Origin of the sequence: Bradyrhizobium sp. AUGA SZCCT0169 (assembly GCF_018130085.1) — a bacterium.
Classification (GTDB): Bacteria; Pseudomonadota; Alphaproteobacteria; order Rhizobiales; family Xanthobacteraceae; genus Bradyrhizobium.
In genome coordinates, this window is record NZ_JAFCMC010000002.1 from 233,337 (window position 1) to 252,837 (window position 19,501).

General features: G+C 63.2%; 18 protein-coding genes. 6 read left to right on the forward strand and 12 right to left on the reverse strand.

All coding sequences use genetic code 11. The features are described from left to right. Positions 1 to 2 precede the first annotated feature (2 nt). Positions 3 to 488 (reverse strand): tripartite tricarboxylate transporter TctB family protein, encoded by a 486-nt coding sequence (locus JQ609_RS03095; protein ID WP_212271964.1) that lies wholly within the window; start codon positions 486 to 488, stop codon positions 3 to 5. 46 nt (positions 489 to 534) lie between these two features. Further along, positions 535 to 1,527, reverse strand: coding sequence for a tripartite tricarboxylate transporter substrate binding protein (locus JQ609_RS03100; protein ID WP_212271965.1), 993 nt, complete (start codon positions 1,525 to 1,527; stop codon positions 535 to 537). Between the two features lie 217 nt (positions 1,528 to 1,744). Between JQ609_RS03100 and JQ609_RS03105 the strand changes: the two genes are divergently transcribed. Further along, positions 1,745 to 2,215, forward strand: coding sequence for an SRPBCC family protein (locus JQ609_RS03105; RefSeq protein WP_212271966.1), 471 nt, complete (start codon positions 1,745 to 1,747; stop codon positions 2,213 to 2,215). Between the two features lie 2 nt (positions 2,216 to 2,217). On the opposite strand, the gene scpA is transcribed toward JQ609_RS03105, so the two are convergent. From scpA to JQ609_RS03145, 8 genes are all read right to left on the reverse strand, one after another. Continuing rightward, positions 2,218 to 4,374 carry a methylmalonyl-CoA mutase gene (gene scpA, locus JQ609_RS03110; protein WP_212271967.1) on the reverse strand — a complete coding sequence of 719 codons (2,157 nt, stop codon included), beginning with the start codon at positions 4,372 to 4,374 and terminating at the stop codon, positions 2,218 to 2,220. 45 nt (positions 4,375 to 4,419) lie between these two features. Continuing rightward, a complete protein-coding gene (locus JQ609_RS03115) occupies positions 4,420 to 4,884 on the reverse strand; it encodes a GFA family protein (protein WP_212271968.1) in 465 nt (154 codons plus the stop codon). A gap of 2 nt (positions 4,885 to 4,886) precedes the next feature. After that, positions 4,887 to 6,752, reverse strand: coding sequence for a methylmalonyl-CoA mutase family protein (locus JQ609_RS03120; RefSeq protein ID WP_212271969.1), 1,866 nt, complete (start codon positions 6,750 to 6,752; stop codon positions 4,887 to 4,889). Positions 6,753 to 6,863: 111 nt separating this feature from the next. Next, on the reverse strand, positions 6,864 to 7,361 hold the full coding sequence (gene folK, locus JQ609_RS03125; RefSeq protein ID WP_212271970.1) for a 2-amino-4-hydroxy-6-hydroxymethyldihydropteridine diphosphokinase: 498 nt from the start codon (positions 7,359 to 7,361) through the stop codon (positions 6,864 to 6,866). Between the two features lies 1 nt (position 7,362). Next, positions 7,363 to 7,734: a dihydroneopterin aldolase gene (gene folB, locus JQ609_RS03130; RefSeq protein ID WP_212205344.1), complete on the reverse strand. Its 372-nt coding sequence runs from the start codon at positions 7,732 to 7,734 to the stop codon at positions 7,363 to 7,365. Then, positions 7,731 to 8,591 (reverse strand): dihydropteroate synthase, encoded by an 861-nt coding sequence (gene folP, locus JQ609_RS03135; RefSeq protein ID WP_212271971.1) that lies wholly within the window; start codon positions 8,589 to 8,591, stop codon positions 7,731 to 7,733. Before folP ends, folB begins: the two co-directional genes overlap by 4 nt. 74 nt (positions 8,592 to 8,665) lie before the next feature. After that, a complete protein-coding gene (locus JQ609_RS03140) occupies positions 8,666 to 9,073 on the reverse strand; it encodes a DUF4332 domain-containing protein (RefSeq protein WP_212271972.1) in 408 nt (135 codons plus the stop codon). A 42-nt stretch (positions 9,074 to 9,115) separates the two neighbouring features. Next, on the reverse strand, positions 9,116 to 9,481 hold the full coding sequence (locus JQ609_RS03145; protein WP_212205350.1) for a DUF2267 domain-containing protein: 366 nt from the start codon (positions 9,479 to 9,481) through the stop codon (positions 9,116 to 9,118). Positions 9,482 to 9,821: 340 nt separating this feature from the next. On the opposite strand from JQ609_RS03145, the gene JQ609_RS03150 reads away from it, so the two are divergent. From JQ609_RS03150 to JQ609_RS03170, 5 genes are all read left to right on the forward strand, one after another. Then, positions 9,822 to 11,447 carry a helicase HerA-like domain-containing protein gene (locus JQ609_RS03150; protein WP_212205352.1) on the forward strand — a complete coding sequence of 542 codons (1,626 nt, stop codon included), beginning with the start codon at positions 9,822 to 9,824 and terminating at the stop codon, positions 11,445 to 11,447. A gap of 158 nt (positions 11,448 to 11,605) precedes the next feature. Then, positions 11,606 to 12,982, forward strand: a complete 1,377-nt coding sequence (locus JQ609_RS03155) for a glycosyltransferase family 39 protein (RefSeq protein ID WP_212271973.1) — start codon at positions 11,606 to 11,608, stop codon at positions 12,980 to 12,982. 230 nt (positions 12,983 to 13,212) lie between these two features. After that, positions 13,213 to 14,490, forward strand: coding sequence for a glycosyltransferase family 87 protein (locus JQ609_RS03160; RefSeq protein WP_212272054.1), 1,278 nt, complete (start codon positions 13,213 to 13,215; stop codon positions 14,488 to 14,490). Continuing rightward, entirely contained in the window at positions 14,490 to 15,893 is a 1,404-nt protein-coding gene (locus JQ609_RS03165; RefSeq protein WP_212271974.1) for a M20/M25/M40 family metallo-hydrolase, read from the forward strand. The genes JQ609_RS03160 and JQ609_RS03165 overlap by 1 nt, the downstream gene beginning before the upstream one ends. A gap of 23 nt (positions 15,894 to 15,916) precedes the next feature. Beyond that, complete coding sequence (locus tag JQ609_RS03170; protein WP_212271975.1) at positions 15,917 to 17,398, forward strand: aldehyde dehydrogenase; 1,482 nt, start codon at positions 15,917 to 15,919, stop codon at positions 17,396 to 17,398. Positions 17,399 to 17,617: 219 nt separating this feature from the next. Here the strand turns inward: JQ609_RS03170 and JQ609_RS03175 are convergent, their stop codons facing one another. Next, a complete protein-coding gene (locus tag JQ609_RS03175; RefSeq protein ID WP_212271976.1) occupies positions 17,618 to 18,601 on the reverse strand; it encodes an NAD(P)-dependent oxidoreductase in 984 nt (327 codons plus the stop codon). A gap of 39 nt (positions 18,602 to 18,640) precedes the next feature. After that, positions 18,641 to 19,420, reverse strand: coding sequence for a class II aldolase/adducin family protein (locus tag JQ609_RS03180; protein ID WP_212271977.1), 780 nt, complete (start codon positions 19,418 to 19,420; stop codon positions 18,641 to 18,643). Positions 19,421 to 19,501 lie beyond the last annotated feature (81 nt).

Below are 19,501 nucleotides of genomic sequence, written 5' to 3' on the forward strand. Positions count from 1 at the left end.
GGTCACCACGGCATCGGCAACAGCCCGGCCGGGAGCGGCACGCGCAGCAGCTTGCTGAAAATCAGATGGATGACAATCGGTGCCATCACCGCGAGCGGCAGCGAAAGCTTCCAGCGCGCGCCGAGCGCGGTCGACGTCACGAACACGATCAGCGCGGCCGTGATGATGAACCCCAATCGGTCTGCGACCGCCACGTAGAACAACAGCAGTGCCGGCGGTAACAGTGCGCGCAGGCCGTAAAGCCTGCCGGTGGGCGGCCGCGCTTGTCCGGGCTCGAGCGGAACAATCTCTTCTTCCTCTTCGAAGGTACGGCCGATGCCGAGAGCGATCGCAAGCCCGCAAAGCGCGAGACCCGATCCGATCACCAGCGGAAAGATATTGGGGCCCACGGGCTGACCGGGCACGGGCGGCAGCAGCCAGCCGCCATAGGCAGCCGCCGCTCCGAGGCCAACAAGAAACAATCCCGTGACTTGATCGGGAAGACGCATGAAACGAGCCCCACGGATTTCCGAGCAAGTGAACCGGTGGGATCGATCAGGCCTTGGAGAGGCCGGCAGCCTTCATCGCCTCGCCCATTTGGGCGTCGCCCTTGTCCATGAATGCCGCGAATTCCGTCGCGTCGCCCCACACCGTTCCGAAACCGCGATTGCTCATGAAGTCCTTGAAGTCCTTGGAGTCGTAGACCTTCTTCAGTGAAGCCGTGAGCTTGGTCGCGATATCCGCAGGCAGGCCCTTCGGACCCGCAATGCCGCGCCACGCGCCTGTTGCATAGTCGATGCCCATCGACTCCTTCAGCGTCGGCACGTCAGGGAAAGACGGGTTGCGCTTGGGCGCCATGATGGCGAGGCTGCGCGCCTTGCCGGCTTCGATGATCGCGCGCGCTTCCGGCACCGAGCAGGTGGTCAGGTCGAGACCGCCTGCCGCGAGATCCTGCATCGCGGGCGCGGCACCGTTCGACGGCACCCAGGCCACCTGATTTGCAGGAAGTCCGAGCGCCTGCATCCAGCCGACCAGCGCCAGATGCCAGATGCCACCCTGACCGGTGCCCGAGGCTTTGAACTTGCCGACGGGCGCTGCCTTGATGGCGTCGGCGAGTTCCTTCACGGTCTTGTAGGGCGACGCTGAAGGGACCTGGATGCCGGGCGGGTCCTCGTTCATCAGAGCCAGCGGCGTGTAGCTCTTTGGCGCCAGTTCCGTCAGTCCCTGCCAGTGCATCATCGAGATCTCCACCGTCAGCATGCCGATGGTGTAGCCGTCGGGCGGCGCGGTTGCGATGGCGGAATGGCCGACCACGCCGGAGCCGCCGGTGCGATTGACCACGTTGAACGGCTGCCCGAGATCCTTCTCCAAGAGCGCCGCCACGATACGCGCGGTCGCATCGGTGCCGCCGCCGGCGCCCCATGGCACGATCACGGTCACCGGCCGTGCCGGATAAGCCTGCGCCAGAGCCGGCTTGAATCCAAAACCCGCGACGGCCGCTGCTGCGGCGGTTGAAGCCGCAAATGCGCGGCGCGTAATTTTGGTCATGTAATCCTCCCTGCGGCGTCCCTGACAGCGGGCGCTCTTGTGATGCGGCATTCTAGGCGGCTTTGCGCTGCGCTCGCAAGGCGTTACGCGATGATGCCGGATGATCGCCGGTGGGAGATCACGACACATCCGGAAATCGGGTGGTGGCGATCAGGAGGCGCGGATAGGTGTCCATACGCGGCGTCACAGGACAGCCGCGATCGACTGCGGAGGTAACATGACGACAGCCTATTACAGCACCGTGCTGGATTATCCGCTTGCTACCGTGTGGTCGCTGATCCGCGATTTCAACAATTATCCGGCCTATATCGATGGCGTGAGCGAAAGCGTCATCGAGGACGACAAGGGCGGCGACGAGGTCGGCGCCATCAGGCGCTTCTGCTATCTCGGCAGCTGGATCCGGCAACGCCTGGCTCGCCATTCCGACGCGCAGCACAGCCTGACCTATGCCGGCATCGAACCGTTCCCGTTTCCATCAGGTCTTCTGCCGCAAGCGCCAGGACCGACGCGCTACGAGGGCACCATGCACCTGCTGCCAATCGTCGAGGGCGACCGGACCTTCATTGAATGGGACGTCGTGCTCGACACCGCGCCAGAGGATGCCGATCGCTGGCGGGCGCTGTTTCAGTCCTGGATACCGGAGTGGACCCATTCGCTGGAGCGGGCATTGGAGCGCCGCGCTGGGTGAGGCTACTCCGCCGCCTCGCTGTGCCCCAGCCTTGCATTGAGCTTGTGGATCAGCTCTTCGGCGGCGTCGGCGATCACGGTGCCCGGCGGGAAGATTGCTTCGGCGCCGGCCTTGTAGAGCGCCTCGTAATCCTGCGGCGGCACCACGCCGCCGATGATGATCATGATATCCTCGCGGCCTTGCTTCTTCAGCGCGGCCTTCAATTCCGGCACCGCGGTGAGATGGGCGGCCGCCAGCGAGGAGACGCCGAGGATATGCACGTCGTTCTCGACCGCCTGCCGCGCGGCTTCGTCGGCGGTGGCAAACAGCGGCCCGATATCGACGTCGAAGCCGACGTCGGCAAAGGCTGACGCGATCACCTTCTGGCCGCGGTCGTGGCCGTCCTGGCCGATCTTGGCGACCAGAATACGGGGGCGGCGGCCCTCGGCATCCTCGAACGCATCGATCAGCGCCTGCACTTTTTCGACCCGATTGGACATGGTGGACGCCTCCCGCTTGTAGACGCCGGTGATGGATTTGATTTCCGCGCGATGCCGTCCGAACACCTTCTCCATCGCGTCCGAGATTTCGCCGACGGTGGCCTTGGCGCGCGCCGCATCGATCGCGAGCGCCAAAAGGTTGCCGTTGCCTTCGCCGGCCGAGCGCGTCAATGCCGCCAAGGCCTGGTCCACGTCCTTCTGGCTGCGCTCGGAGCGCAGCCGCTTGAGCTTGTCGATCTGCAGGCGGCGCACGGTGGAGTTTTCCACCTTCAGCACGTCGATGGCGGCCTCGTTGACCGGCTTGAACTTGTTGACGCCGATCACCGCCTGCCGTCCGGCGTCGATCCGCGCCTGCGTCTTGGCGGAAGCTTCCTCGATCCGCAGCTTGGGCACGCCGGCCTCGATCGCCTTCGCCATGCCGCCGAGCGCCTCGACTTCCTGGATATGGCCCCAGGCCTTGGCGGCGAGATCGCGGGTTAGCCGTTCGACATAATAGGAGCCGCCCCAGGGATCGATGATGCGGTTGGTGCCGCTTTCCTGTTGCAGGAATAATTGCGTGTTGCGGGCAATGCGCGCCGAGAAATCGGTCGGCAGCGCGAGCGCCTCGTCGAGCGCGTTGGTGTGCAGCGACTGCGTGTGGCCTTGCGTTGCCGCCATCGCCTCGATGGTGGTGCGCATCACATTGTTGAAGACGTCCTGCGCGGTCAGCGACCAGCCCGAGGTCTGGCAATGCGTACGCAGCGACAGTGAGCGCGGGTCTTTCGGGTTGAACTGCGTCAGCAGCTTGGCCCACAAGAGGCGCGCCGCGCGCATCTTTGCCACTTCCATGAAGAAGTTCATGCCGATGGCCCAGAAGAACGACAGCCGCGGCGCAAAGCGGTCGACGTCGAGGCCCGCCGCCAGTCCGGCGCGGAGATATTCGACGCCGTCGGCCAGCGTGTAGGCGAGTTCGAGGTCCTGCGTCGCGCCGGCTTCCTGCATGTGATAGCCGGAGATCGAAATCGAATTGTATTTCGGCATCTTTTGCGAGGTGTAAGCGAAGATGTCGGAGATGATCCGCATCGAGGGCGCGGGCGGATAGATGTAGGTGTTGCGCACCATGAACTCTTTGAGAATGTCGTTCTGAATGGTGCCCGACAGCTTCTCCGGCGGTACGCCCTGTTCCTCGGCGGCGGCAACGAACAGCGCCAGGATCGGCAGCACCGCGCCGTTCATGGTCATCGACACGCTCATCTGGTCGAGCGGGATGCCGGCAAACAGCGTGCGCATATCATAGATCGAATCGATCGCGACGCCGGCCATGCCGACGTCGCCGGAGACGCGCGGATGATCGCTGTCATAACCGCGGTGCGTCGCCAGATCGAATGCGACCGAAAGACCCTTTTGTCCGGCCGCGAGGTTGCGGCGGTAGAACGCGTTGGAATCTTCCGCCGTTGAGAACCCGGCATATTGCCTGATCGTCCAGGGCTGGTTGACATACATGGTCGGGTAGGGGCCGCGCAGATAGGGCGCGATGCCGGGCCAGGTCTCGAGGAAGTCGATGCCTTCGAGATCGGCCTCGCTGTAGGCGGGCTTGACGAGGATGCCCTCGGGCGTCAGCCACGGCTCGGCGCCGCCGGCGGGCTGCGCTGCGGCGGTGGATTCAAAAGCGATATTCGCGAAGTTCGGTATGCGGGTCATGGGTTACCAATATAGCACTTGTGAAGCGTGGGGGGACGCCACCCCTCAATCGCGGTCCGGATGCTGGTGGCTGACGATACGGCTGAGCACTTCGCTGCCGATACCCTCTCGCGTGCTTTTGCCGGGCAGATCGCCGATCCTGCCGACCCAGGCCAAATGGGACTCGGTTCCCGAGGCGTAGGTTGGAACCACGAGGTCCGGCCGGTCGAAGCTGCCGGTGGTCAGCTCAATGACGTCGGCGTCGACGGCTCGATAGCTGAGCGGCGTCCCGCACGCCGCGCAGAAGTCGCGCTCGGCAATCGTCGACGAGCGAAAGCTTGCCGGCTTGCCGCGGGTCCACGCAAAGTCGCCGTGCTTGACTTCGGCGAGCGAAATGAAAGGGCCGCCCACGGCCTTCTGGCACATGCGGCAGTGGCACAATCCGATTTTCACCGGGCCCGCATAAACCGCAAAACGCACGGCGCCGCACTGGCAGCCGCCGCTCAAAACAGCTTTTCTCTCCGATGCCATGCTCACTCCATTCGCTTCCAGGCGTCCTGCAACATTGCGAGCGCATCGCCGCCGGCAAAAATGAAGTCGCCGACGCCGGCGGCCCGTAGTGCTGCTTCCTGCTCGCCGGGCCGGCCTGCCAGATAGATATGCCTTGCACCGGCGGCTTGAAGGGCCTGTGCGGCCGCTAGCGCGTGGGCGGCATAGACCTTGTCGGAGGAACAAAGGCACGCCACGTCGGCGCCGGAGGCCTTGAATGCGGCGGCAAGCGTCGCCGGATCGGCAAAGCCCTGCGTATCGATGGCCTCGATGCCGCCGGTCTCGAAGAAGCTTTTTGCAAATGTCGCCCGTGCGGTGAAATCGGCCGGGGTGCCGAGATTGGCGAGGAAAATCTTGGGCCGTGCGCCCGCGCTCTTGAGCTTCGCGTCGGATTTGTCGCGCAACGCTTCGAACGGCGCCGCCAGCCGCATCGGCGGCAGCGCGTCGAATTTAAATTTGGCTTCGCCATAGGGCGCCAGCGCAATCGGCGTTGCATCCAGCACCGCGGTCTCCGCCTCGTGCAGGTTCGGAAATTCGCTGGCTCCGGTCAGTACGTCGCGGCGCTTGGCGATGTTGGCCTCGCGCACGGCGCGCGTTGCAGCGACCTTGCGCTGGATCAGGTTCTGCTCGAGCGCGGCGAACAGGCCGCCGGCCTTTTCGATCTCCTGGAATAACGACCACGCCGCTTCGCAAAGCTGTCTTGTCAGCGTTTCGATGCCGCCGGAGCCGGCGGCGGGATCGGACACCTTGGCGAGGTTGGATTCTTCCAGCAGCACCAGCTGCGTGTTGCGCGCGGCGCGGCGCGCGAACGGATCGGGCAAGCCCAGCGCCAGCGTATGCGGCAGCACGGTGATGGCGTTGGCGCCGCCGAGGCCGGCGGAGAAGGTTGCCATCGTCGCCCGCAGCATGTTCACGTACGGGTCGCGCTGCGTCAGCATGCGCCAGGCGGTATCGGCCGCGACGAACAATGGTTTGGGCGTGAGGCCGCAGGCCTGTTCGACCCGCGCCCACAACAGCCTGATGGCGCGGAATTTCGCCAGCGTCAGGAACTGATCGGCGTCGGCGGAAAGCCGCGCATAGACCATGCCCTGCGCGTCTTCGAGCGGGATGCCGGCGGTTTCGATCGCGCGCAGATAGGCGACGCCTGCGGCCAGCACAAACGCCAGCTCTTGAACTTCCGATCCGCCGGCATCGTGGATCACGCGCCCGTCGGCAGCCGCCAGCGGACCTTTGAAGCCGAGCGCGGCAAGGCCTTTGATGGCGCTGGTGACCGCGGGCACGATCTCGGACCAGCTATAGGGGCTGGATCCCCACACCGCGCCGGCGCCGAGCGGGTCGAGCCCGAAACGGATATCGCAGGACGCAGGATCGAGCCCCTTGCCCTTGATATATTCCGCGACATGGATGGCCGCCATCCGCGACTGCGGGCCGATCTGAAGCTCAACGCCGATGCCGGCATCGAGATAGATGCCGTCGAGGATCTGCGCCACAGCCTCCGGCGAAGGATCCAGCCCGAAGCCGTAAGCACCATTGGCGCCGGCGAACACGAGGGTGAGCCCGGTCGCGCCATTTTCGAGGTCGTGCAGCGCCTGCGCGTTGGCCGCCTTGGCGTCGGGATGATCGGCCCGCTGCATGATCTGCCAGGGCGCGGCCGCAGGGCGGCCTGCGACCGGGGCGGCGCCTTGCGCGCGCGGGTAGATCGGATCGATCTTCAATCCATCGGATGTCTTGCCGACCAGTTTTTCGAACGGCGCGCCCTTCAGCACCCCGTCGACCAGCTTGCGCCAGTCATCGTAATGCGCGGGGGCAAAATCCGCGGCCAATCGCAGCTCGTCAGTGGTCGTGGTCATCGAGAAAGTGGTTCCTTGAATAGTTTCCTTGGGTAGCCTCTTGATTTGGCCGGAAATTGCCACGGGGCGGCCGCCAAGCCAAACGGTTGTTTTAGGCCACCCGGGGCCTGGTCAGGGCTGGTCGAGGTCGGGTAGTCGCAAAATACCGTCGGTCGAAAGCCCCGTCAGCGCGTCCCTGACACGGCGTCCCGCGATGATACGGTCGGGCACGATCTCGGCGAGCGGCACCAGCACGAAGGCGCGCTCGAACAGCCGGGGATGCGGTAGCGTCAGCTCCGGCTTGTCGATCCTGACGTCGTCATAGGCGATCAGGTCGAGGTCGAGGGTGCGCGGGCCCCAATGCTGTTCGTTGGCGCGGTCGCGGCCGAATTTCTTCTCGATCTTGTGCAGCGTGAACAGCAGCGCATGCGGATCGAGACTGGTGTCGATTTCGATGCAGGCGTTGATGAAGGGCGCCTGCGCTTCGTTGCCCCAGGGCGGCGTGGCGTAATCCGACGACCGCGCCAGCAATGCCGCCTGCGTCATGCCGCAGATGTTGGAGATGGCTTTGCGGAATGTCGCGCGTACGTCGCCGACATTGCCGCCGAGCGCGATCAGCACATCAGCCATGTCAGGGCGACTGCCGTGTGCGCATCAAGACCACGCCGACATCGTCGAAGATCGCGGCGATCGGCGCGTGCGGCTTGTGGACGGTGACCTCGACCGCGTTGATGCGCGGAAACGCGGCCAGGATGGCATCGGCCACGGCGCCGGCCGCACGTTCCAGCAGTTTGTAATTGGTGTTCTTGAACGCCGCCGTCGCGGTCGCGACCACGTTGGAATAGGACACGGTGTCGGACAGGCGATCGGTGCGCGAGGATTCCGACAGGTCGACGGAAAGTTCGAGATCGATCACGAAGCGCTGGCCGACTTCGGTCTCGTGTTCCATCACGCCATGGCGGGCATGGATGACGACGCCGGTGATGAAGATCGTATCGGTCATCTCTGCAGTTCCCCAATGGCGGTTGCGACGCGTAGCGCTTGAACGGTTTCCGCAACATCATGGGCGCGGATGATGCGCGCGCCGCCCTTCGCCGCAATCAGATGGGCGGCAATCGAGCCGCCAAGGCGCTGATGCGGTTCCGACGGCGTCACCACGCTGATGAAGCGCTTGCGCGAGGCCCCGACCAGCAGCGGCAGGCCGAAGGATTGCAGCTCATGCAGCCGCGCCAGGGCCGTCATGCTCTGTTCCGGTGTCTTGCCAAAGCCGATGCCGGGGTCGAGCACGATCTTGCCGGATGAAATACCGGCCTTCGCGGCGATGTCGAGCGATCGCGCGAAGAAGGAGACGATATCCTTCATGATGTCGATGGCGGGATCGGCGCTGTCGCGGTTGTGCATGATGACGACGGGCACTTGGCGCGCCGCGATCAGGCCGGCCATGCCGGCATCGCGCTGCAGCCCCCAGACATCGTTGGCGATGACGGCGCCATGGTCGAGCGCCCAGGCGACGACGGCCGACTTCATGCTGTCGATCGAGACGGGAACCCCAAGCGAAACAACCTCCGGTAGCACCGATTGCAATCGCTTCAACTCTTCTTCTACCGAGATCGGTTCTGATCCGTAGGGTCGGGTCGATTCCGCACCGATGTCGATGATGTCGGCACCTTCGGCGACCATCCGGCGGGCCTGCGCAAGCGCGCTTTCGGGGGCAGCGAACTGTCCGCCATCGGAAAATGAGTCGGGGGTCACGTTCAGCACGCCCATCACGGCCGGGCAGGGCCGTGACAACAGCGCCGTCAGGTCAAAATGACCGGCCGGGCCGGCCGCGGTGGCGGGTCTGGACATGGTTGCGATCATGCGGTCGCTTTGCGCGGTCCGCGCCAGCGAGTCAAGACGCGGGACCCCGCCAGCGTATGTCGGCTGGCCGACTTTTAGTAGCTGATTTTCGGCTGAAGCTTGCGCGCCTGGGCGATCAGTTGCTCGACCGACTTCTCCGAGGGCATGACGCGGACCAGCTTACGCTTGGTATTGACGTCTTTCATGTTCTGGGCGAGCCGCGCCGGGTTACGCAGCGCGAGTTCGCGAACCGTCGGCACGCCGGCAGCGCGCACCAGCCCGACCTTCGCCTTGCCCATCCCGGGAATCCGCATGTAGTCGGAGAAATTGGCCCATTCGAGCAGTTGCTGTTCACTGATCCCGGTCTTCGCGGCGAGCGCCTTGCGTCCTTTGACGGTGCGGGCGGCTTCAAGCAGCGCTTCGGTCGTGCGAATGCCAAGCGATTTGAGTTTCGAGGCAGAATAGGCGGTCAAGCCTTCGATCTCGGATAGGGGATATGTCATGATACTCGATGCAAGAGAATGTGCGCGGCCGAAGGGGGCGATTCAAGCGAACTGGCTTAGCCCCGGTGTCCCCGAAATGATTTCGCCCATTTTGTCCGCTCCGATTTTGTCGCGGCCGAACTTGAAAAGTTCACGCGCCACGTTCTGAATCTCGTTCATGCCCAGACCAAGCGCCATCAGCTTGGTGCCGAGCGCCATCAGCCCGCCGCCCATCAACCTGGAGAGCCCGCTGCTGCTGTTCGAGGCCGCGATCGCAGCCTCGGCGCCTGGAATTTGATCGATCAGAGCCTGAACCTTGTCGGAAGGCCCCTCGTTACGGAGAAAACCCAGAACGATGCCGATGGTTTTTTCAGCGACAACGCTATCGATGCCGGCCTTGCTGGCCAGCTGTCCAATCAATTCGTCCATATTGCCCCGCCCTCAGCCGGTTTGTTACCGGGTCGTACCTTGTGAATTTATCTTGAGCGTCTGCGACCTGAAATACAAGCGATCCGCGCGCGCGAAGGCGATTTCGTCCTAGATCGCTCGTCGAGTGTTGCAGCAATGCAAGAGTGAATGCGGGATTCACGCCATGTTACCGCACTGCGGCCCACGTATTTCTACCGGAGTTAGAGAAAAGTATGAGGCAGGGTGTGCAAGGCCCGGGCTATGTCCTTGTCCATGGACGGTTTCAATCGACCGGCAGGATGCGATATGATGGCATTGCTTGGCGACCAAACTTTCCCGATGCGCGCGAAGAGGCGATGTGATGGCGACCCCCGACAACAAGACAGCCGATACCAATGAGAAGATTTTCATCGGCAAGGGCGAGCAGACAGCGTGGCTGACGCTCGCACTCGCTAATCGGCACGGCCTCGTTACCGGCGCGACCGGGACCGGCAAGACCGTGTCGCTGCAGGTGATGGCGGAAGGGTTTGCCCGCGCCGGTGTTCCGGTTTTCGCAGCCGATATCAAGGGTGACCTGTCCGGGATCTCCGAAGTCGGCGAAGCCAAGGACTTTATCCTGAAGCGCGCGGGCGAAATGGGGCTCAACTTCCAGCCCGATCAGTTCTCGACCGTATTCTGGGACGTGTTTGGCGAGCAGGGCCATCCGGTCCGGGCCACCGTAACGGAAATGGGACCGTTGCTGCTGTCCCGGATGCTCGATTTGAACGACGTCCAGGAGGGCGTCCTCAATGTTGCGTTCCGTGTCGCGGATGAGAACGGACTGACGCTGATCGATCTGAAGGATCTCCGCGCGCTGCTCGATGCCATCGTACCGGCTGGCGGCAAGAAGGCTGCCGATGCGGAAGAAGACCCGTTGGCGCCGATCCGCAAGGCCGCGCAGGGCTTCGGCAACGTCTCAAAGGCGACGGTCGGCACGATTCAGCGCCAGCTGCTGGTGCTGGAGAACCAGGGCGCAGCGAAATTCTTCGGCGAACCGGCGCTGACGCTGAAGGATTTCATGAAGACCGACAGCGATGGCCGCGGCATGGTCAATATCCTCGTCGCGGACAAGCTGATGCAGAGCCCGCGACTCTACTCAACCTTCCTGTTGTGGATGCTGTCGGAACTGTTCGAGGAATTGCCTGAGGCCGGCGACCTGCCGAAGCCGAAACTGGTGTTCTTCTTCGACGAGGCGCATCTGTTGTTCACCGATGCGCCGAAGGCGCTGATGGACAAGATCGAGCAGGTGGTGCGGCTGATCCGCTCCAAGGGCGTCGGTGTTTATTTCGTCACGCAAAATCCGATCGACGTGCCGGACAAGGTGCTCGCGCAATTGGGCAACCGCGTGCAGCACGCGTTGCGCGCGTTCACGCCGCGCGACCAGAAGGCGGTGGCGGCTGCGGCGCAGACGTTCCGGCCCAATCCGAAGCTCGACACCGCACGGGTGATCATGGAGCTCGCCAAGGGCGAGGCGCTGGTGTCGTTCCTCGAAGGCGGCGGCACGCCGACGATGGTCGAGCGGGTGATGATCCGGCCGCCGACGGGACGGATCGGCCCGATCACGCCGGAGGAGCGCAAGGCGCTCATGAACAAGAGCCCGGTGAAGGGCAAATACGACACTGCGGTCGATGCTGACTCCGCTTATGAGATGCTGCTGAAGCGCATGGCAGGAACGGCCGCGCCGGCGGATGGATCGGATGACGGCGGTGGTGGCGGTGGAATCCTCGGACAGATCGGCGGGATCGTCGGCACCATCTTCGGCACCAACAACAAGCGCGGCCGGTTGTCGACCGGCCAGGTCATTGCGCGGGATGTCACGCGATCCGTCACTAACAAGGTGATCGGTGGTGTTGTCGCCGATCTCGGCAAATCGGTCGGCGGCTCGCTTGGCAGTTCGATCGGCCGCTCAATTGTGCGCGGCGCACTTGGCGGATTGCTGCGCCGATAAGTCTGGGGCTCACGGGACGCCGAAACGCAATTTTGCACGGCCGCCGGATTGATGGCTTCGGCGACGCGATTGATTGCCGGTTAGGGGACTAGATGGAGCGAAGGGCGAACCAGGCTGACGGCTCGACGGCCGTCACGGAATACGTATGGACGTGGTTCTTGAGTCAGGTCGCGTATGTCCGCGGCGCCAATATTCCAGGCTGGATTTGGGTCGTGTTGCTTTGGGCGCTCATGGCCTTTCCGGCGGTCTCGCTGCGGGGCACCCATTTCGAAGAGGGAACGGTCATCGGACTCGCGCGAGGCGCCGTCGAGGACGGGCAATGGCTTACGCCCCATCTGTACGGCGTTCGGTATATCGAGCGTCCGGTTCTGCTGTCGTGGATTGCCGCGGCAATCGGCAAGCTCTCGGGTGGCGTTTCGGTTTGGTCGGCGCGCATACCGCATTTGCTGTTTCTGCTCGCCGGCGGGTTGATGGTCTTCCATCTGGTGTTGCCGCACACCCGCAAGGCGCCTGCGGTGTTTGGCGCGCTCTGCTGGTTTGCGTGTCCAATGGTCAGTCAGAAGTTTGTCACTGCCGAGCCTGATGTTACCTTGTCGGTGCTGCTGTTCGGCGGTTTCTTCTTGTGGTGGAAGGGCGTTTCCAGCGGATCCACGTCAATTTTCCGGTGGCTCGCCATCGGTGTTCTGCTGGCGGCGGCGGGCCTCGCCAAGGGTCCCCAGCCCATTACCTATTTTGCGCTGGGCGTTGGTGCGTACCTGCTGGTGAAGCGGCGTTGGAGCGATATTCCGGGTTTTGTCTTCGCCAACGCAATGGCCGGGCTGACCGTTGCGGCCTGGTATTGGATGGTCATGATTCCAGGCGACGTAAAGGCCTGGATCCTCCATTCGCGTTTGTCCGAGGGAATGACGCTGATGCAATGGGTGAGGGATCACCTGGATTTTGTCCTCAGCCTTTTCCTGGTGGAATGGTTGCCGGGTTCGGTGCTGCTGTTTCCGGCAATCGTCGCCCTCGCACGGAACGCCTTCGGTCGAGAGCGCGATCTCATGCTTGCTGCCGTGCTTTATGCGACGGTCGCGTCCATGCTGCTGATCTGGCCCGGGGGTGTGGCGACGCGCTATGCGATGCCTGCCAATTTGGCGCTCGCCGTAGTGGGAGGGATCCTGTTCGACCGGTGGTGGGCCACGCGACCCTGGTTGATTGCCGTCAGCAACACGGTTGTAACCGGGATATCAACTGCCTTGATCGTTCTCGGCTGGATTGTTATCCCGGCCGCTCCGATCGCGTTTAGTCAGTCGAAGACGTCGGCGCAGACGATAGCCGCGGTCAGGGATGCGATGCAGGGTACGCTCTATGTCACCACCAGTGCCGATTTGAACACGCTGGCGTATGTTGCCGCACCTATTCGCATGGTAGGGCTCACGGATATAGCCAACCTGAAGCCGCCCGCCTTTGCGATCCTGAGGGGTTCGGAGGTCGCTGAGATCATCGCGCAAAAACCCGATTTTGCGGCCATTGCCCACGCCACACTGAACTAGGGTCTGCTTACCAGGATTTTCGAGATCAGGGGTAAGCAAGAGCCATGATCGTCCCGAACTGACGTCCCAGATTGTGCAAGTAAGCCTCGCATCGACTGGTCCGCACGTGAACCTGGTTGCTACTGAATGCAGCCGCCGTGCACCGTCTCCCTCCGTGAAAGTGAGTAATCCCCGTGCTTAGATGGCCATCTTTGCGACGTCCGCTGGATGTCCTCTTTATCGTTGTCTGCATCGCCTTGACCGCAGACGTTCTGGTTCCCGAAATCTGGGGCAACGGCAAGACGAAGGACTACGCGCTCTGGTATTGGGCGGGCCAGCAGGTGCTTCACGGTGGTGATCTTTACCTGCGGGTGACGCGAGGGACCCTCGACTTCATCTATCCGCCGCTGTCGGCGCTGCTGTTGGCGATTCCGAGCTACTTCGGCAAGATCCCGCTTTATCTGTGCCTGTCGTTCCTCAACATCGTCGCGTGGTGGATGACGGCGCAGTATTCGCACGCGATGGCGGGGTCGGGTCAAAAGCCCGGTCCTTGGCTGGAAGCGCTGCCGGGCATTGTCACGGTTACCTTCGTGTTCGACATGTTCGACCTCGGGCAGCCCAACCTCGTGCTGCTGGCACTGATGCTGTACGGATTCTGGCTGCTGCGCGATCAGCGCGGATGGATGGCGGGAAGCATGTTTGCGCTCGCCACCGCGATCAAGGTGTTTCCGGTGGCGGTGTTCCCCTATCTGGTCTGGCGCAGGCAGTGGGCGGCCGCCGCCAGCATGCTGGTCTTCCTGATCGTGTTTCTGTTCGTGCTGCCGGCGCCGTTCCGCGGCTTCCAGCACAACGTTGCCGAATTGAAGACCTGGTATCAGGGCATGGTGGGATCGACCTCGGAAAAGGGGTTCGGCCAGCGTGACGAGCAGAACTGGTCGTGGGTCAATCAGTCCATCATCGCGGTGACACACCGCCTGGCGCGGCCGGTGAACCACAATCAGGAAGATCCGGCCAAACCGGTTCGCACCATGAATATCGCCAACCTCGACTTCAAGACGGCGAACTGGATCGTGCTGGCGGTCTCGCTGGCGATCGGGCTCGGTTACATTGCGGTGATGCCGCCGGCGTCGCGTCGCACCGAACGCTCCGACGCCGAGGAACTCGGCATCCTGTTCTGCCTGATGACGGTCGCCTCACCGCTGGCCCGTCAGTACTATTTCATGTGGCTGTTCTTCCCGATGACAGTTCTCATCCATCGCGCTGCGTATGACCCGCGGCCTGCGGTGAAGGCCGGCACCTGGACGCTTCTGGCCGTCGCAGGCTTGCTCTTGTGTCTGTCGCTGCCGATCTTTCCGACCGACCTGCAGGCTTACGGGAACAATCTGGCCTCGACCGCGCTGCTGGTGGCGGGGCTGGTCTGGCACATGCTGCACCCGCCGAATGCGGACGCTTCCGCCACTTTGCCTCGGTCCACAAGCGGGCTACAAATCGACGCAACAACAATGCCCACAGCCAAGGGAAAACCGTGATGGCCAACGCACAGCTTCAGCCGGTCCTCGACCGCATCGATGCCGATTTCGACAACAGCCTCGAACGGCTGTTTGCGCTGCTGCGGATCAAGTCGATCTCGGCCGATCCCGCCTTTGCCGGCGATTGCAAGGCGGCCGCCGATCACCTGGCCAAGGACATCGCGACGCTCGGTTTTGCGGCGGAGGTGCGGCCGACGGCGGGGCATCCTGCGATCGTCGCCAAGATGAATGAAGGCAAGGACGGGCGGCCGCACGTGCTGTTCTACGGGCATTATGATGTGCAGCCGGTCGACCCCTTGAACCTGTGGCACCGCCCGCCGTTCGAGCCGGTCGTGACCGACCATGCCGACGGCCGCAAGATCATCGTTGCGCGCGGGGCGGAGGACGACAAGGGACAGCTGATGACCTTCGTCGAAGCCTGCCGCGCCTGGAAATCGGTGACCGGATCGCTGCCGGTCGACGTCACCATCGTCATCGAGGGCGAGGAAGAGGTCGGCTCAAAAAACTTCGTGCCGTTCCTCGAACACAACAAGGCTGACCTGAAAGCGGACTTCGCACTCGTTTGCGACACCGGCATGTGGGACCAGAATACGCCGGCGATCACGACGTCATTGCGCGGGCTCGTCTATGACGAGGTCAAGATCAAGGCCGCCAACCGCGATCTGCATTCCGGCATTTTCGGCGGCGGTGCGCAGAACCCGATCCGGGTGCTGACCAAAATTCTCGGCGGCCTGTTTGACGACAACGGCCGCATCACCATTCCCGGCTTCTACGACGGCGTGAAGGACCTGCCGCCGGACATCCTCTCGCAATGGAAGAATCTCAATCTGACGCCGGAATCATTCCTGAAGCCGATCGGCCTTTCGATCCCTGCCGGCGAAAAAGACCGTCTCCTGATCGAACAGGTGTCCTCGCGCCCGACCTGCGACATCAACGGCATCGTCGGCGGCTACACCGGCGAGGGCTCCAAGACCGTGATCGCGGCGGAAGCCTCCGCAAAAATTTCGTTCCGCCTGGTGGAGGGACAGAACCCGGACAAGATCCGCAAGGCCTTCCGCGATTATGTGACGGCGCGGCTGCCCGGCGATTGCAAGGCCGAATTCATCGATCACTCCAACGCGCCGGCGATCGCGCTCGACTGGAACATGAAGCCGCTGGCGGCCGCCAAGCGCGCCCTGACCGACGAATGGGGCAAGGAAGCGCTGCTGATCGGTTCCGGCGCCTCGATCCCGATCGTCGCGGACTTCAAGCGCACGCTCGGCCTCGATACCGTGCTGGTCGGCTTCGGCCTCGACGACGACAACATCCATTCGCCGAACGAGAAGTACGACCTCAAGAGTTTCCACAAAGGTATCCGCTCCTGGGCGCGGATCCTGGCGGCGTTCGCGGAAGCGGGGAAATAACGTTCCATAAATAGGAGGGTCAGATGAAGACCTATCGGCATTTCATTGGCGGCGAGTACGTGAATCCTGTCGGTGGTGAGTGGTTCGAGTCGGTCGATCCCTACCGCGGCGAGCCCTGGGCGAAGATCCCTCGCGGCAACAAGGCCGATGTCGACAAGGCGGTAAAGGCCGCCAACGACGCGATGTGGCGCGGCCCCTGGTCGACGATGACGGCGTCCGCACGCGGAAAGGCGATGCGGAAGCTTGGCGACCTCGTGGCGGAAAATGCCGAACGCCTCGCGGAGATCGAGGTGCGCGACAACGGCAAGCTCTTGGCGGAGATGCTTGGCCAGCTTCGGTACCATCCGGAATGGTGGTGGTATTTCGGCGGACTCGTCGACAAGCTCGAAGGCGGCCTGGTGCCGATCGATAAGCCGGACACCTTCGCCTACACGACGCACGAGCCGGTCGGTGTGGTCGCGGCGCTGACGGCCTGGAATTCGCCGCTTCTCTTTGTCGCCTGGAAGTGCGCCGCGGCCCTTGCCGCGGGCTGTGCCGTCATCGTCAAGCCGTCGGAGTTCACGTCCGCCAGCACGCTGGAATTCGCCGCGCTCACGAAGGAGGCCGGCATTCCAGATGGTATCTTCAACGTGGTGACGGGCTTCGGCCCCGAGGTCGGAACGGAACTGATCTCACATCCTGGCGTCGCCAAGATTACCTTCACCGGTTCGGACGCGACCGGCGCGAAGGTGTACGAGACCGCTGCGCGCAGCTTGAAGCGAGTTTCGCTCGAACTCGGCGGGAAATCACCCAACATTGTCTTCGAGGATGCCGATCTGACCGCCGCTGCCTCGGGCGCGGTCTCCGGCATCTTTGCGGCGACAGGGCAGACCTGTATTGCGGGATCGCGCCTTCTTGTTCAGAATTCGATCAAGGACAAGTTCGTGGAGCGTTTGCTGGAGCTCGCAAGGTCCGCCAAGATCGGCGATCCGATGCAATCGGATACCAATATTGGTCCCATCACCACCCCAGCCCAATACAAGAAGGTGCTCGATTACATTGACGTAGCGAAAGCGGAGGGTGCCCGCTGTCTGCTCGGCGGAAAGCCCGCCTCGGGCGCCGGCATCAAGGGCGGCCAGTTCGTTGAACCGACCATCTTCACCGACGTCGACAATTCCATGCGGATTGCGCGGGAGGAAGTGTTCGGGCCGGTGCTCTCGATCATCGGCTTCGACACTGAGGAAGACGCGATCCGCATTGCGAACGACACGATCTACGGTCTTGCCGCCGGCATATGGACTCAGGATCTGGGACGCGCGGTGCGGGTACCAAAGCTTCTGCGTGCCGGCACCGTTTGGGTGAATACTTACCGGGCGATCAGTTACATGATGCCGTTCGGCGGGATGAAGCATTCGGGTCTCGGCCGCGAGAGTGGCATTCACGCGGTGGGAGAATATCTGGAAACCAAGAGCGTTTGGATATCGACGGCAAAGGGCGCGCCAGCCAATCCATTTGTCATGCGTTGAACGACCTCTATGGGCGTAAGGCCTGAGGCAGTGTTTTTGGATAGGAAGCCGCGTGCGATTGGCGGACGCTGTATTTCCTGATCAATGCCGAAGAGCTCGGCCGCCAAAACAAAAACGCCGCCCGGAATTGGGCGGCGTTTTGATTCGGTAGTGCAGAGGTCGTTGGAAAACACCTTACACGCAATTCCCAAGATTTTCAATTCCGATAACCCGGGCGAATCACTCCAGCGGATAGGGCCCGTCGTGGAAGACGCGGTCGTGATAGCCCTTGCTGCCGACCTGCCGCGCGAGCGGGCTGCGGATGTCGTCACCGGTTTGCAGCCGCGCCAGCAGGGTGTGGAAATCATGGCGCGGTTGCCAGCCGAGTTCAGCGCGCGCTTTGGCGTTGACGTAAACCCGGTCGATGCCGGACGCCATCGTCCAGCCGCGCCGTGCATATGCCGCCTCAAAGCCGGGCACGTAACGGCGCAGCACAAGCGGCAAATCGCTGCGCAAGTCCGCGGTATCATCGCGCGAGAACGGCGTCGTGGCGCTGATGATGTATTTCGCGAAACCTGCTGATGGCGCGTGGCTGATGGCCAGCAGATGCGCGCTGACCACGTCCTCGAGATCGACGCGGCGATGGAGAAATTCGTTGGCCTTGAGGTTGGCGTCGGCATAGCCCTCGCGGACGGAGCGGTTGTCGTCTTCCTCGGGAAAGAAACGCGAGGTGCGCAGGACGATGGCGCCAAGTGAATGGTTGCGGGCAAACAGCTGGCACAGGTCCTCGGCGGCCGCCTTGGTGACGCCGTAGATGTTTTTCGGCACCGGGATGACGTCTTCCGTCACCCAAGCCGCGGGCTCGCCCGGTGGCGGCACCAGCGCGTCACCGAACACGCTCGTGGTGCTGGTATAGACGAACCCCGTGACGCCCGCAGCCGTGGCTTCCTCAAGCAGATTGAGCGTGCCTGTGATGTTGACGTCGACAAAGTCCTGACGGCTGTGGGTCGCCACATGCGGCTTGTGCAGCGTCGCTGCGTGCAGCACGGCCGTGACGCCCTTCATGCATTGTCGCACAACGCCGCGGTCCGTGATCGAGCCCACGAGCTGCGTGAACGCGCCAGGAAGAACGTCGATGCCGAGGACTTCACGCCGCTCAGCCTGCAGGGTACGGACCAGTGCCTCGCCGAGATGTCCGGAACTGCCGGTCACCAGAATAGTCACTTCGCCAGGCCTTTCGCACTGTTCACCCGCGTGCGGGCGTCAGGTCCGGTAGCTCGGGTCGATGCGATCGAGCTTGCGCAGCAGCGGCGGCCACACCAGGTTGGTCGAGCGCATTTCCGCACGGTCGGGATTGCTGAACAATGCGGCGTTCTTGTCGACCACGGCCGCTTCGACCGGGTAGGCGGTCGGCCCGAGCATGCGGGTGCGCACCTGCATCGTGCAGGCCCGCTCCAGATGGTACATGCGCTCGAAGGCGGAGGCGACCGAGCGGCCGACGGTGAGCGTGCCGTGATTGCGCAGCAGCATGTGGTTCTTGTTGCCGAGGTCCTTTTGCAGCCGCGGGCGCTCGTCATGGTCCAGCGCAATGCCTTCGTAGTCGTGATAGGCGAGGTCATGGGTGACCAGTTGCGCGGTCTGGTTCATCGGCAGCAGCCCTTCCATGCAGCTCGCCACCGCCGTGCCGTCGGGCGTGTGCAGATGCAGCACGCAGCCGGCGTCCTCGCGGACCTCGTGGATCGCCGAATGGATGGTGAAGCCGGCCGGGTTGATGCTGTAGTCGCTCTGGGTGAGCTGGTTGCCATTGAGGTCGACCTTCACAAGGCTGGAAGCTGTGATCTCGTCGAACATCAGGCCGTAAGGATTAATCAGGAAGTGATGCTCCGGACCGGGTACCCGCGCGGAAATGTGGGTGTCGACGAGATCGTCCCAGCCATACAGTGCGACCAGGCGATAGGCGGCGGCGAGATCGACGCGCTGGTTCCACTCGGCACCGGTCATCCCGGACGGTACTTCCTTGAGGCGAGCTTCGGCTGGCGACATGACCGGTTTCTCCCGTGTGTTGCTGATTTGGTGCGCAAGCTAGCCCTGCGCCCGCACCACAGCAAGGCGCGGCCAGGGCTG